At 38.4% G+C, this 14,328-nt stretch carries 15 protein-coding genes and 1 tRNA gene; 9 read left to right on the top strand and 7 right to left on the bottom strand.

Annotation, left to right across the window (positions count from 1 at the left end; all coding sequences use genetic code 11):
* Positions 1–131: 131 nt before the first annotated feature.
* Positions 132–803 carry a thiaminase II gene (tenA, locus tag F981_RS03800; RefSeq protein WP_004718574.1) on the bottom strand — a complete coding sequence of 224 codons (672 nt, stop codon included), beginning with the start codon at positions 801–803 and terminating at the stop codon, positions 132–134.
* A 234-nt stretch (positions 804–1,037) separates the two neighbouring features.
* Between tenA and F981_RS03795 the strand changes: the two genes are divergently transcribed.
* The 3 genes from F981_RS03795 to ssb all read left to right on the top strand — a co-directional run bounded on the left by F981_RS03795 (position 1,038) and on the right by ssb (position 4,284).
* The gene (locus tag F981_RS03795; protein ID WP_171066888.1) at positions 1,038–2,120 is read left to right on the top strand and encodes a DUF475 domain-containing protein; all 1,083 of its coding nucleotides are present in this window, start codon (positions 1,038–1,040) and stop codon (positions 2,118–2,120) included.
* Between the two features lie 139 nt (positions 2,121–2,259).
* Positions 2,260–3,624 (top strand): MFS transporter, encoded by a 1,365-nt coding sequence (locus F981_RS03790; protein ID WP_016539108.1) that lies wholly within the window; start codon positions 2,260–2,262, stop codon positions 3,622–3,624.
* Positions 3,625–3,675: 51 nt separating this feature from the next.
* On the top strand, positions 3,676–4,284 hold the full coding sequence (gene ssb / locus F981_RS03785; RefSeq protein WP_004718569.1) for a single-stranded DNA-binding protein: 609 nt from the start codon (positions 3,676–3,678) through the stop codon (positions 4,282–4,284).
* 84 nt (positions 4,285–4,368) lie between these two features.
* Here ssb and F981_RS03780 read toward each other — a convergent pair whose 3' ends face one another.
* On the bottom strand, positions 4,369–4,833 hold the full coding sequence (locus F981_RS03780; protein WP_004718566.1) for a hotdog fold domain-containing protein: 465 nt from the start codon (positions 4,831–4,833) through the stop codon (positions 4,369–4,371).
* A gap of 131 nt (positions 4,834–4,964) precedes the next feature.
* Between F981_RS03780 and F981_RS03775 the strand changes: the two genes are divergently transcribed.
* Positions 4,965–5,588, top strand: a complete 624-nt coding sequence (locus F981_RS03775; RefSeq protein WP_004718564.1) for a TetR/AcrR family transcriptional regulator — start codon at positions 4,965–4,967, stop codon at positions 5,586–5,588.
* Between the two features lie 45 nt (positions 5,589–5,633).
* Here F981_RS03775 and F981_RS03770 read toward each other — a convergent pair whose 3' ends face one another.
* Positions 5,634–5,969, bottom strand: coding sequence for a hypothetical protein (locus tag F981_RS03770; RefSeq protein ID WP_004718562.1), 336 nt, complete (start codon positions 5,967–5,969; stop codon positions 5,634–5,636).
* Positions 5,970–6,189: 220 nt separating this feature from the next.
* On the opposite strand from F981_RS03770, the gene ahpC reads away from it, so the two are divergent.
* On the top strand, positions 6,190–6,753 hold the full coding sequence (gene ahpC / locus F981_RS03765; RefSeq protein WP_004718560.1) for an alkyl hydroperoxide reductase subunit C: 564 nt from the start codon (positions 6,190–6,192) through the stop codon (positions 6,751–6,753).
* A 70-nt stretch (positions 6,754–6,823) separates the two neighbouring features.
* Here the strand turns inward: ahpC and F981_RS03760 are convergent, their stop codons facing one another.
* Both F981_RS03760 and ycaC read right to left on the bottom strand, forming a co-directional pair.
* Positions 6,824–7,747, bottom strand: a complete 924-nt coding sequence (locus F981_RS03760; protein ID WP_004718559.1) for a LysR substrate-binding domain-containing protein — start codon at positions 7,745–7,747, stop codon at positions 6,824–6,826.
* Between the two features lie 130 nt (positions 7,748–7,877).
* Entirely contained in the window at positions 7,878–8,504 is a 627-nt protein-coding gene (gene ycaC / locus F981_RS03755; RefSeq protein ID WP_004718556.1) for an isochorismate family cysteine hydrolase YcaC, read from the bottom strand.
* Between the two features lie 277 nt (positions 8,505–8,781).
* Between ycaC and F981_RS03750 the strand changes: the two genes are divergently transcribed.
* The 3 genes from F981_RS03750 (at position 8,782) to F981_RS03740 (ending at position 12,652) form a co-directional block, all read left to right on the top strand.
* Positions 8,782–9,657 (top strand): pirin family protein, encoded by an 876-nt coding sequence (locus tag F981_RS03750; protein WP_004718553.1) that lies wholly within the window; start codon positions 8,782–8,784, stop codon positions 9,655–9,657.
* A gap of 817 nt (positions 9,658–10,474) precedes the next feature.
* The gene (locus tag F981_RS03745; RefSeq protein ID WP_016539109.1) at positions 10,475–11,773 is read left to right on the top strand and encodes an FAD-dependent oxidoreductase; all 1,299 of its coding nucleotides are present in this window, start codon (positions 10,475–10,477) and stop codon (positions 11,771–11,773) included.
* Positions 11,774–11,833: 60 nt separating this feature from the next.
* Positions 11,834–12,652 (top strand): SAM-dependent methyltransferase, encoded by an 819-nt coding sequence (locus tag F981_RS03740; RefSeq protein WP_004718549.1) that lies wholly within the window; start codon positions 11,834–11,836, stop codon positions 12,650–12,652.
* Between the two features lie 102 nt (positions 12,653–12,754).
* Here F981_RS03740 and F981_RS03735 read toward each other — a convergent pair.
* A tRNA-Thr gene (locus F981_RS03735) sits at positions 12,755–12,830 on the bottom strand.
* A 637-nt stretch (positions 12,831–13,467) separates the two neighbouring features.
* A complete protein-coding gene (locus tag F981_RS03730; RefSeq protein WP_004718547.1) occupies positions 13,468–13,695 on the bottom strand; it encodes a hypothetical protein in 228 nt (75 codons plus the stop codon).
* A 282-nt stretch (positions 13,696–13,977) separates the two neighbouring features.
* Here F981_RS03730 and F981_RS03725 point away from each other — a divergent pair, with 282 nt between their 5' ends.
* The gene (locus tag F981_RS03725; RefSeq protein WP_004718545.1) at positions 13,978–14,298 is read left to right on the top strand and encodes a hypothetical protein; all 321 of its coding nucleotides are present in this window, start codon (positions 13,978–13,980) and stop codon (positions 14,296–14,298) included.
* Positions 14,299–14,328 lie beyond the last annotated feature (30 nt).

The following is a 14,328-nucleotide window of genomic DNA, read 5'->3' as shown; positions in this document are numbered from 1 at the left end:
TAAAGAGTGCTTTGGCACTCTTTTTTATTGAGGCTATCCCTCAGTTTTATGAGGGATAGTTGTAGATGTAATACATGAAGTAGCTTAATTATTCATCTTTATCTACATCGTTAATTTTCAATAAAATTATATTACTGATCTAAGCCTAACCATTGTCTTTGATGATAAGCGCTATCCCAGAACAACCACTCTAACTCAGCACCTTTGGTATAAGCCTTATGCATTTTCTCAAGGGTATCTGCATCGCAATGTTCTGCAATACGGTCAATCGTCGCTAAAACATTTTTAACTGCTTCGTTAAACTCTTCACCCGAATAGGTATCGATCCATGCTTGATATGGATTATTGGCAATAGATTTACTCACAATATCTTTTCCAACTTCTGCATAAATCCAGAAGCAAGGCAGTAACGAAGCCAAAACCACAGGATAGCTTTCAGACCAAGCCGTCGCAGTTAAAAAAGCAGTGTAGTGATGGCAGGCAAGGGTAAGCGGGGTATTCTCAAAGTCAGCTTTGCTAATCCCAAAATCTTTCATAAATCCATCGTGTAGGCTACGTTCAACCACAATTGCTTCTTTCGCACCTTGGGTAAATTGGATGATATCGTCAGCATCAAATGCTTTTGCGCCACAGACAGCCAATGCACGACCATAAGCCACCAGATAATACGCATCCTGAATCACATAATGACAAAAAGCTTCCTTGTTTAATGAGCCTGTCGCGAGTTCTTGGTTAAATGGAAGCGCTAAAGTTTTGTTATATAAAGCAAGATTACGTTGCCATACGTCTTGAGAAAAAGACATGTCATTTTCCTATGCAATGATTCAAGTTATAAAATGATTTCAGTTTGCAAGACTATAACAACTCTAAATTGCTTTAGGTATTTGAATGCAGAAAATTCGGCTGTATTTGCATAAAAATATGACAAAGAACTTTGGATAAATGTGAAAAAGTCGTCATAATGTGCGCATTAAAAACGCGATTTTTATTTCAGTTTTCTGATTCAAAAACTATTCTCCGTAGGTCGAATTCCCATGATGAAACATTTTGGTTTCTCAATATTTTTTACGATCGTGTGTTTGGCAATCTCTGCATATTGGGGCTTTACCCATGGTCCAAATGCAGGCGTGCAAGCCATGCTCTCTGCACTGACTATTACGGCAATTCTTGCTGTGATGGAAGTGTCTCTGTCTTTTGACAATGCTGTTGTAAATGCATCTGTACTGCGTAATTGGGATCATTTCTGGAAAATGATCTTTTTAACTGTTGGTATTTTGATTGCTGTGTTTGGTATGCGACTGGTATTTCCTGTTGTGATTGTTGCAGTCACAGCGGATATGGGCATGTTTGATGTTGTGAAAATGGCATTAAATGATCCAATTCAATACTCAGAAAAATTATTGGCACATCATGCTGAAATCGCCGCTTTTGGTGGTTCATTCTTGTTATTGGTATTTTTAAACTTTTTCTTGGATGAAGGCAAAGATACCCATTGGTTTAAATGGATTGAAAAGCGTTTAGCCAACTTGGCCAATGTACCAGCAATGTCGGTATTCCTTGCTTTAGTGGCATTGCTGATTATGGCTGCAAATGTAGATGAAGCGAAACGCCTTGTGGTCACAATGGCAGGTATCTGGGGCATCGTGATTTATATTGGTGTACAAGTACTCAGTCATTTACTGGGTGGCGAGCCAGAAGTGGATGAAGACGGCAATGCTGTGGGTCATGATGCCAATGGTGCACCTACAGGTGTGATCAAAGCGGGTATTGGTGGCTTTATTTACCTAGAAGTCTTAGATGCATCGTTTAGTTTTGACGGCGTGATCGGTGCGTTTGCGATTACCTCTGATGTTGTCATCATTATGCTTGGTTTGGCCATTGGTGCGATGTTTGTTCGTTCAATGACAATTTACTTGGTCGATAAAGGTACACTTGATGCCTATATCTACCTTGAGCATGGTGCGCATTATGCCATTGGTGCTTTGGCATTTATCATGATTGCAAGTGGTACAGGTTTACATGTACCTGAGGTGGTAACAGGTTTGATTGGTGTTGCCTTTATTGTTTGGGCAGTCATTGCATCGATTCAATATAACAAGCGAATTGAACAACAGAGTTAATCCTTTTTTAAGAAAAGAGATTACAATACAAGAGCACTTTAACAGTGCTCTTTTTTATGCTCAATGTTTCCACAAAGTTGCCACAATATGCGATGATGTGTTTGATAATTAGCTCGCCAGTTTTGATAAGCCAGTAGATATGATGAATCCTTTAGAACGCCGCTCGACCTTTGCATTAAGTAGTATTTTTGCTTTACGCATGTTGGGGTTGTTCATGATTATCCCTGTGTTTGCGGTGGTTGGTCAGTCTTATCAGTATGCCACACCTGCTTTGATCGGTTTAGCGGTCGGCGTTTATGGCCTCAGCCAAGCACTTCTGCAAATTCCTTTTAGCTTATGGGCAGATCGTTTTAGTCGTAAACCTTTGATTGTTTTTGGCTTACTGCTGTTTGCTTTGGGCGGTGCTGTTGCGGCAATGTCTGAAACCATTTATGGGGTCATTATTGGCCGTGCGATTGCTGGCGCTGGGGCTGTATCTGCGGTTGTTATGGCTTTGTTGGCGGATGTCACCCGTGAAGAGAATCGAACCAAAGCTATGGCTGTGATGGGCATGAGTATCGGATTGTCTTTTGTTGTGGCTTTTAGTTTAGGGCCTTGGCTCACCAGTTTGGTGGGGATTTCAGGACTATTCTGGGTAACAACAATCATGGGATTATTGGCAATCCTCATGTTGTTTATGGTGCCTAAAACCACACGTCACCATAAAAACTTTAAACAAGGTTATCTGCATCAGCTCAAACAAGTCTTAAAAATGGGCGATTTAAATCGTTTACATGTTTCAGTTTTTGCGCTGCACTTATTGCTTACTGCAATGTTTGTTTATGTGCCTTCTCAATTGATCAATTTTGCTGGGATCCCTTTGGCTCAGCATGGCATTGTTTACTTGCCTTTGTTGGTCATAAGTTTGTTCTTTGCATTTCCGAGCATTATTCTGGCTGAAAAATACCGTAAAATGCGCAGCATTTTTCTAACGGCAATTGCGGGAATTATAGCGGGATTAGTCGTTCTGATTTTTGGTTATGAATCCAAATATATCTTGTTGTTAGGCCTTGGATTGTTCTTTATTGCCTTTAATGTCATGGAAGCATTACTCCCTTCATGGTTGTCTAAAGCAGCACCGATTCAATCCAAAGCAACAGCGATGGGTGTCAATGCAAGTGCTCAATTTTTAGGGGCTTTTTTTGGTGGGACGCTCGGTGGACAATTAATTTTGCTCAATAATACAACAATGGGTTGGAGTGTCTTATCAGCTATTGCTATACTTTGGTTGCTCATTAGTTTTGGGCTAGCTCAACCACGATATTTAACATCAATCGTATTACGATTGCCTGAGGATAAACAAACCGATAATTGGACTTCTCAGTTGTTGTCAATTCGTGGTATTGAGGAAGTTGTGGTTATGTCTGACCAGCAAGTTGCGTATATAAAAGTTGATAAACAGCAAATTGATGATGCTGCGCGACAACATTTAACGCAGTTGTTTGGGAAAGAGGTAGCCATTTAAACATAACTCTTATAAAGTAAAACATAGAATCGAATAGGAAGATAACATCTAATGCGTGGTGTAAATAAAGTTATTTTAGTTGGTACTTTAGGTCGTGATCCTGAGACTAAAACTTTCCCAAATGGGGGTTCTCTCACTCAATTTTCAATTGCGACAAGTGAATCTTGGACAGACAAAAATTCCGGTGAAAGAAAAGAACAAACGGAATGGCATCGTATTGTATTGCACAACCGTTTAGGTGAGATTGCACAGCAGTATTTACGTAAAGGTTCAAAAGTTTATATTGAAGGTTCTTTACGTACCCGTCAGTGGACGGATCAAAATGGTCAAGAGCGCTATACCACTGAAATTCGTGGCGAACAAATGCAGATGCTTGATAACAACCGTCAACAAGGTGAAGGCGCTGCTGCTGACAATGGTGGTTATAACCAACCACGTTTCAATAACAACCAGCAAGGTGGTTTTAACAACAACCAAGGCGGTGGCGGTTATGCGAATCAAGGTAATCAAGGCGGTGGTTACGGCAATGCCAATCCACAAGGTGGCTATGGCAATGGCGGAAACAATGTAAACCAAGGTTTTCAATCGCCTAAACCTGCAGCTGCACCATCAGCACCTACTGCTGCCCCTGCGGATTTGGATGATGACTTACCGTTTTAATTGATAAAAACGGTCAAGCTTTATCAAAACCCTTTGTGAAAACAAAGGGTTTTTTTATGAACTTCATGATTTGGGTTTAGACAATCACTTTTTCGCAGAAACCCACATGGTAATCACGGCTTTAAACACCAGATTATTTTGCGTGTCTTTGACCTCCACATTGACCAAATAATCACTACCTTGATTCCACTGAAAATTGCGCTCAACAGGCGTGGTAATCGCAATTAAATCAGTTTCAGCCTTCTTTAAATATTCAACAGTCATCCCTTTGGGAATCCAACGATGCGTGGAAGGCACAGTTACGTCGGTCATGGTTCCACCAGCAAGTTCAGCCATATTACACATGGCAATAGCATGGACTGTACCAATATGATTGAGTACAGCACGGTGTTTTTTGATTTTAATTTCAGCATAATTCGTTTCGAGTCGTTCAAAAACAGGAGAAATACTGCTGAAATAAGGCGCTTTTAAGCACAATAATTTTGAAAATGTCCATTTGCCAGCGGGCTTATTTTTAAATCTATTCCACAGTTTTAGGGTTTGGCTCATTGTTGTATTCCTTATTTAGTTTACAGAATATTATTCTAATACAGAATGAAATTCTGTTATTGGCTCGACAGAAGATTTGAATCGCGTAAAATGTCATATAGAAAATGCTTAAATAAAATCAAAGGCTGTACATGAATAATCAAAGTTTGTTGGAACGTCGTTATAGTGGGCGTCGTGCAGAATTAAAACGTGTGATTTTAACGGAAGCATTAGCCTGTTTTTTAGAATATGGGATTGAAACAACAACAATAGAAATGATCCGTGAACGTGCGCAAACCAGTGTGGGAGCGATTTATCACCATTTTAAAAATAAAGAAGGTTTAGTGGCCGCCCTGTATATTTTAGCCATAGAAGACCAAGCAGAACGCCGTGATCAAGCATTATTGTCTGCACAAAGTCTACAGCAGGGTATCCAAGTGATGACAGCAAGTTATATAGACTGGGTCATGGATTATCCTGATTTCGCCAGATTTTTATATACTGCCAATTTTAGTATTTCTAAAAGTACTCAACGGGATCAGCTAAAACAGCAGAATCATTTACGTAATCAGCACTTATTCGCTTGGATGAAACAGCAACCCGATTATGGGGTGATCAAGAATATTCCCCATGAATTATTATTGTCATTTATGGTTGGATCGACAGAAAGTTATTGTCGGGCATGGTTGTCAGGTAAAGTGAAAGCCACGCCAAAAGTTTACCAAGCAGCATTGTCACATGCGGCTTGGTGCAGTTTAGAAAGCGTATATCAGTAACAACAAAGCTGAATAACCAAGCTTGTTAAATCAAGGATGCTATGATTAAAAAATTCGTGAGCTTTGCATATAGTGCGCTGTGACTTGATCTAAGTGATTAAGAATTGTTGCGCGATCTTGAGTCTGAATTGCTGTGTCCAGTTGCTGCATATAGCCTAGCAATTGGTTTTTTGCTTTTGCTGCAAATTCAGCAGTAATGGCTTGATCTTCATAAAGTAAGACATAGTTTTTGGCAAAACCATAAATCATAAAAATCGCCGTTTTCTCAAAATCAGACTCAGAATGAGCAATTTGAGATTCACAGTTTATTTTCAGTTGTTTAAAAGCGTCTGTACCAAAAGGAAGGTTTTGGAATTGGTCCAAAAGAATTGAGAACGTCATTTTTTAAAGTCCACTCAAAAAGAAAATCTATAGAGTAAACGGTGAAAGGTCAAGCAAAGTTTGAAATAATATTTTCGATCAAACCAAGCCAACAGATTGGAAAAATAAATCTATAAAACCGATTATTTTTATTAAAAACTCCAGTTTTACCGATTTAATAATTTTTCGTATAGTGATTTCACAGATAAGCAATCCCTGAAACCAATTGAAGGAAGACCAAATGAGTTTGATCAATACTGAAGTTAAAGCATTTAACGCAACTGCATATAAAAATGGTGAATTTATCGAAGTGTCTGAAAAAGACTTCTTGGGTAAATGGTCTGTGGTATTTTTCTATCCTGCTGACTTTACTTTTGTCTGCCCAACAGAGTTAGGCGATCTAGCAGACAACTATGCTGAATTCCAAAAAATGGGTGTAGAAATTTATTCAGTTTCTACCGATACACACTTTACCCATAAAGCATGGCATGACAACTCAGATGAAATCAAAAAGATCCAATACCCAATGGTGGGTGATCCAACTTGGGCTTTGGCAAAAAACTTTGAAGTGTTGATAGAAGCCGAAGGCCTTGCAGATCGTGGCACTTTCGTGATTGATCCTGAAGGTAAAATTCAAATTATTGAAATCAATGCTGGTGGCATTGGACGTGATGCACAAGAATTACTGCGTAAAGTGAAAGCAGCACAATATGTGCACGCACACCCAGGTGAAGTATGTCCTGCAAAATGGAAAGAAGGCGATGCAACACTTGCACCTTCAATTGATCTGATCGGTAAAATCTAATCATTGCATAGGATTAGAATTGAAAAACCAGAAGTTTAGCTTCTGGTTTTTTATTGTTCGATTGTTGGCTTTATAAAATATAACCGTCGTGTTTAGGGGCATAGGCACGAATACCATCGACTAAATCTTCAATCAATTTTTCCATGACTAAGCGTTGACCTTTGCGAGATGCATAAACCAACTGTACAACCCCAATATTGGAACACCACTCTGGTAACAGATGGATTAAACGCCCTGAAGCAATGTCTCGTTCTACCGTTAAATAGGGAAGATCAGCAATACCTAAGCCATCAAGTACCGCATAATATGCGCCCATTAAGTCATTGCTTTTGACCCGAGGCTGTAATGGAATATCGATTTCTTCTCGTTGCTGAATATGATGTAAATGCCAATGATAGTGCTGTTTATCTGTACCTAATACAATGGTTGGAAATTCACAAAGTTCCGTGACATGTTGAATTTCACGATCGCCTAAAAGTTCAGGACTAATCACTAAACAGTGCGTGGTTTTAATCACATCTCTAACGATAATGCTGGAATCTTCATTGCTTGAAAAGTTAGTACGAATGGCCAAATCAATATCATCATGCAGCACATCGATACGTCGACTAGTGAGAGCCAATTCAACCCGAACTTTGGGATATTTTTTTAAAAACTGATTTAGAATCGGTCGAATTTGATGTTCCATCATGACGGGTGGGCAACTAATTTTAATTAGTCCCTGTAATTCAATTTCTTGTTTTAATAAGACATTCTGAGCATTATCCGCCTGTTCAATAATCTTTGCACATTCCTCAAAGAATTCTTGTCCTAGTGGTGTGACTTTAAAATGCCGTGTCGAGCGTTGAATCAAAGTCACATTAAATTTGGCTTCTAAATCCAGAATACGTCGGCTCAGTTTAGACTTGGTGATATTACTGGCTTCACTCGCAGCACTAAATCCACCATGTTTTACCACAAGATAGAAATAATAGTAGTCATCAAAAGAGTGCACAGCTTCATCTCAGGTGTGTTGATGATAAAATAGTATCATTAATAGGAAAATATTTTAAAATTCGTACAAATAAAATGCACAAACAAAAGCGAGGAATGCAAGACTTACATTCCTAGCGACAACGATTATCTTATTTTTGAGAAGTGTTTTGTGTGTAGCTGTTGATCAGATTACGATAGTCAGGGATATGGTTACCAAATAGCGTACCTAAACCTTCAATATCATTACGCCAATCACGATGTAGCTCACAAGAAGCACCAAACCAAGTCATTAATTGTGCACCTGCATTGCTCATACGGTCCCAAGCTGAGTCACGTGTCAGCGGGTTAAATGTTCCTGAAGCATCGGTGATCACAAAGACCTCAAAGTCTTCTTCAAGGGCAGAAAGTGCAGGAAAGGCAACACAAACCTCGGTGACAACACCCGCAATAATCAGTTGTTTTTTACCTGTTGCTTTTACCGCTTTGACAAAGTCTTCATTGTCCCAAGCGTTGATTTGACCAGGGCGAGCGATATAAGGCGCATCTGGAAAAAGCGCTTTTAACTCGGGTACCAGTGGGCCATTGGGACCATCTTCAAAACTGGTGGTCAGGATAGTGGGAAGGTTAAAATATTGAGCCGCCGCAGCCAGTGCCAGAACATTGTTTTTAAACTTATCTGGGTCAATGTCGCGGACTAAAGAAAGTAATCCAGTTTGATGATCGACTAACAATACCGCAGTATCATCTTTGTTTAAACGAACGTAAGGTTTTCCCATTTTTTATATCCTTGAAGTCACTAAAATTTAAATTGTGCTTAAATACAAAACAAATTATTTTGCATGGATTTCATGTTACGTGGCTTAATGATGATAATTAAGCCTATAAACTGAGATTAATAATCTCATAAATAAGATGATTGATTAAAAACTACGCTGTGCCGTCGCTATTGAATATCCTATATTTGGGATTCAGCGTATTGGTAGATTGCTGTATTGATCACTTTAAAAAACCTAAAATGGATTCATATTAAAGCCTAGAGATAGGAGTATTGAGATGAAAAGAATTATTGGTGTATACCGCAATCAAAATATGCATTGGGTCGGTGATGGCTTTCCTGTAAAAAACTTGTTTTCTTATGATCGTTTAGGTCAAGCGATTAGTCCTTTTTTATTATTGGATTATGCAGCGCCTTATACATTTGCACCTAGCCATGAACAGCACGGTGTAGGTTCACATCCACATCGTGGTTTTGAAACAGTGACACTCGCCTATCAAGGTGAAGTTACTCATAAAGACTCCCATGGTGGAGGTGGAACCATTAAAACAGGTGATGTGCAATGGATGACTGCGGGCGCAGGCTTGGTTCATGAAGAATTCCATTCACATGAATTCACTGAAAAAGGTGGAATCTTTGAAATGGTTCAGCTATGGGTGAATTTACCTGCGGCCGATAAAATGACTCAACCTAAGTATCAAGCAATTTCTGCGCAAGATATTCCTGTGATTCATTTTGATGACGATGCAGGCCACTTACGTGTGGTTGCTGGGAAATACGCTGAACAACAAGGCGCTGCTTCAACCTTTAGCCCTGTCAATGTTTGGGATGGTCAGCTTAAAGCGGGTCATGAGCAAATTATTCATGTACCTGTTGACCACAATACTTTGGTGGTTGTACTCGAAGGTGAAATGCTGCTCAATGGCACACAAAAGGTACTTGATAGCTCGATTGTCATGTTTGAAAAAGATGGCGATGCAGCAATTCAACTTGAAGCAGTGCAAGATGCTAAGTTTTTGGTCCTTACAGGTAAACCACTGAATGAGCCAATTCAAGGCTATGGTCCATTTGTGATGAATAGCAAAGAAGAAATCGTGCAAGCGTTTAACGATTTCAATAATGGCAAATTTGGTGAAATTGTAGCGGAAGCTTAGTTGATGTTGATGATAGGTATTTGTGTATAACGGATACCTTGCATGTCTTTAGTCTATGAGTTCAGCCATGTATGAGATATCGAGAGAACTCAAAAAGCGGATTGTAAAATCCGCTTTTTTTATATGTAAAATTTTTAGCACCAAAAAGGTCAGAAATTTAAAAAAAGAAAAGAGCTTTGCTCTTATCGAACAGAAGCTCTCTTACGCTGTAGTTTTTTTCTTTAGATGATTATGTCTTGTTTTGATTGGGTTGTTTTGTTATTCGCGCATCATAATTAATTAAAAATGTGAAGTAAAGCACAATATATTTCATTTGGTTAATTTATATCCGTTGTTTCAGTATTTTTTGTATGCTGTCATTTTACACGTCGTGCAATTGATCTACTTAAAAAGCAAATTCAAGGTAAAAAAAAGGATCCCTATTCCACACTATAGAGATCCTTTTTATGCTGTAGTTTCTTTTATTGTGTGTGTTGTCATAATTATTTGTTTTTATTGTAAATGTGAATTATTTATCGTTTTTATGCTGTAAATAATAATTAATAAATTGGCATTTGTAAATGTTTTTTTAATAAATAGTTAAATTATCTGTATGTTTTTAACAGTATTTTTTTATATATATAAATATCAATCAAGTATAAGCAGGGTGTCGCACAAGAGCTTGGTCTAAAACCACTAAAATTAAATAAACACCGAGGAATGGAGATTTTTCCTAAAAAATTTCCAACAAAAAAAGTTAAAACTGGAACTTTTTAATACCGCGATTTAATCGGCTATAGCTCATAATAAAAAAAATGGTTACGCACGGATAATAACTTTGGATATTGCAGTGATTGGTAGTGGTATGGCTGGCCTGGCCACCGCAAGAATTCTTAAAGATGCAGGTCATAACATTACCATCTTCGAAGCATTACCTGGTCGTGGTATGGATAGTCACAGCATTGAGTTTGAAGGTGGTTTAATTGATGCACCTTTGCGCGTGATGAATCAGCATTTATGGAAAAATACACTGAGCCTTGCAACACACCTCGGCATAAAAACCTTTCCAGTGCGTACCTTTATGGCATGCAGTTGGTTATTTGAAGATAAAACAGAAACTTGGTTGACCACATCACGTACCCGTATTGGTAATTTCCCCATTATCAATAACCGTAAAGGGATTAAGCAGTATGGTTGGCGTTTAGTCAAAGGGATGTTGCAGCTTAAAACCGCCATTTCTCAATTTTTTAAATCTAAAAATCAAGACATTACCCTTGCTGATTTTATCAATCACAATGACATTGAAGAAGTATTTTGGCATGGTGCAGTAATGCCTGTGCTTTATACCATTTGCACCTGTGACCCTAAAACTATTGGTGAATGGCCTGCAAAACCGCTCTTAATCTTTTTAAAGCAATTAACCGATGGTGATGCTTTATTGCGTTTACATGGTGGAACACCTGCTTTTGTCGATAAATTGATTGAAGGTATTGATATTCATAGCGGTTCTGAAATCACCAAAGTTGAGGAACAGGGTAATACTGTTCTGGTTGAAAATGCACAAGGTGAGCAATTTCAATTTGACCGTGTGGTGGTTGCAACACCGACCAATAAATTAGAAAACTTTTTAAATAAACAACAATTTGCTGATGATATCGCTTTATTGCAAAAATTTAAGTTTGAGCAAGGCGAATTGGTCATGCATACCGATGCATCTGTGATGCCGCCAAATCGTAAAGATTGGGCTGTGTTGAGCTATATGATGGATCGTAAATTTACCAAACAACAATTCACAGTTTGGCTGAACTCGATTGAACCAAGTCTGGTGGGTAAATCTCCAGTGTTCCAAACATGGCGTCCTGTGACCAGCATCGATCCGAAGAAAGTCATTTCTACAGTGACCTTAACCCGTGCTGTGGTGGATTCTGAAACAGTAGCATTGAACATTGAGTTGCAAGCGCGTCATAAAGTCGCTAATCGTAAAGTATTCTATTGTGGCTCATGGTCATGTGATGGTTTGCCAATTCTTGAATCTGCGGTAACTTCTGCAATGCATATCGCAGAAATTTTTGGTGCACCATTGCCATTTGTAGGATTAAAACCTAAAGTTGAGGTGGCTCCGCAACTTGGCTATTAAAGCCCAGTGAATTCATATAAAGTTTAATGAATTCATAACTGAATAAGTGAATGATTTAAAATGAAATGGCTTCAAGCGATTCAGCAAAAACTTCCAAAACATAAATATGCAATCGATGCAAAAATGTTAGGAGATAATGCTGAGTGTGCTTGGAGCAATCTAGGCTATTGGGATGAAGCTACATCCTCTTACCCTCAAGCCTGTCAGCAACTTGCTGAACGACTTGCACAAGCGGTACAGCTTACACCACATGATCGGGTACTAGACCTAGGCTGTGGTCAGGGTGCCAGTTTAAAATACTGGTTAGAACACTACCAAATTCAAGATTTAGAAGCGGTTGAGTTACAACAACAGTGTGTCGATAAAATTCAAAAACAACTCCCGCAGATTAAGGCGATTCACTGCCAATCTTTTTTAAATTTAAATGCGCTTTTATTGACGCAACCTTTTGATGTGGTGTTGTGTATTGATGCGGCTTATCACAGTGATTTAAGTTTATTTTTAAATTCAGTCGTTCCAATTTTAAATTCAAAAGGTCGTTTGGGTTTTCATACGTTGATGCTTTCAGACACAGTTTTAAATTCAAAACAAAAAATGAAATATAAATGGCTACTTAAAGCCGCTGATGTCGATTTAAAATCACTGATGACCACGACTCAAATCAATCATGCCCTGCAACAGCATGGTCTTGAGCAAATCGCGCTTGAAGATCTCTCTATAGCAGTATTGGCTGGTTTTAGTCAATATATTGCGACACGAGCAAAAACGGAGCGTGGAGGGCTAGATCAAATCAAAATACAAATGACCGCAAAACTTTGTCAAAGGTTATTTGAAGAGGGAATTGTTCGATATATACAGCTCAGTGCAGTCAAAACATAATTTTTATTATTTACGATGAGATCAAACAGATCAAAAAATTATAAGAAAATGCCTCAGCCAAAAACAACAAAGCCTCACTAAAAAAGCGAGGCTAAGTAAAAATGGTGCCGGCACACGGATTCGAACTGTGGACCTACTGATTACAAGTCAGTTGCTCTACCAACTGAGCTATGCCGGCAACGTGGCGAGAATTTTACAGAATATTTATAAGATTGCAAGCCAAAAAATAAACAATTGAATAATCTTTAATATTTATAGTCTTAGCGATGGGGTCTTGTTTAGATGCTGATAATGCCGTGTGCTATGGATGCTTAGATTTTTAGAGAGCAAAGGGTTTTACAGCTTTTAATTTGTAGACAGAAAAAATAACAAAACATGGACTCGACCTAGCTATCTCTTTGACTTATTGAAAAACAATGATCTTGGCGGAGTCTTGCTGAGCTTTCATCCAATTTCTGGATCAGCCTGCGGCTCGCCCTACTTTTGTTTCGACATGAGGAGCTAAGCTCCGCAAGGGCAGCCATCTTGCGCAGCTACATCGCTGCTCACTGCAAAACTCGTCGGCCACCAGCAACTCATTCAATGAATCGCAGAAACAACACTTTATAAATGGAGTCCTGCCTCAGACAGTTGCGGATGACGTTTCCGCGTATCATATTTCATCAAGAACTTTATATTGAACTCAGGTTAACAAAGATAACTAGAGTAACGATGAGTAATCGCTTTAATCTTCCGACTAAAAAGGCTTACGGAGGGGTAAGCCTTGAGTATTTGGGGTTAAATCAATAAATCTTTATCAGTTTTGAAATATAGACTTATTTTCTCCTTAAAATATGATCCAGATCTTGTGCGCATTCTTCTAGGGTGATTGCCATATCTATTTGCATTTGGGGTTTCAATTCGTTTGCGAGTTTTCTCCATTGCTCAATCAATTGGATAGCTTTCTGAATTTTATGCTTATTTACATCTTTGGCAATAGTTGGGGTGTATCCACCACGTTTAGCATTTTTGACTTGTCTTACATAATTGGCGCTGTTATTCATTGTCACTCCCGAATAGCAGTTTTATGCTTTTAACTTGTTTGAATCGCTAATAAGTACCGCATCATGATTATCTTAAGAGAACGTTACATCTATATGATTTTTATTTTGTATTTCACCTCCTTTGAATCGTGCTAGAAGTTCTTTTCACTTGATACTAATTCAAGAAAGTTTGAATTGAAATAGTCAATTGTCTTTTTAGTTGAGTGGATATGTATCTATTTGCTTCAAAAAATAGCTCAAATATCGTATAACTAAGTTAAGTAAAAACTAGAACAATTGAGAATGAAACGATTCAGTATTTTATTATTATTGGTTTCTGTCGCACATGCTGAAGCTCCTAAAGAATGTCAGTTACTTGAACAGACCTCCGAAATGTTAATGCAGTTACGTCAAAACGGTTTATCGTTGGATGATGTTGATTTTAATCCTGAAGCATTGTCTGCAAAAGAACAGGTATTGTTAAAAGGTATGATTGACGATGCAAAGGGTGTACCGATTTATCAGATACCTTTAACCCGACAAAAAGCGATTAATGATTTTAAGCTAAAATGGCAAGAGGTGTGTCAGTCTGCGGATGTTGTGATGCCAACTGAGTCGAGATAAAGGATTGTTTTTTATTTCAACTATAGGGTT

The organism is Acinetobacter guillouiae CIP 63.46 (assembly GCF_000368145.1).
Classification (GTDB): Bacteria; Pseudomonadota; Gammaproteobacteria; order Pseudomonadales; family Moraxellaceae; genus Acinetobacter; species Acinetobacter guillouiae.
Note: the sequence above shows the minus strand (reverse complement) of the source record. Positions and strands in the feature narration are given on the sequence as shown.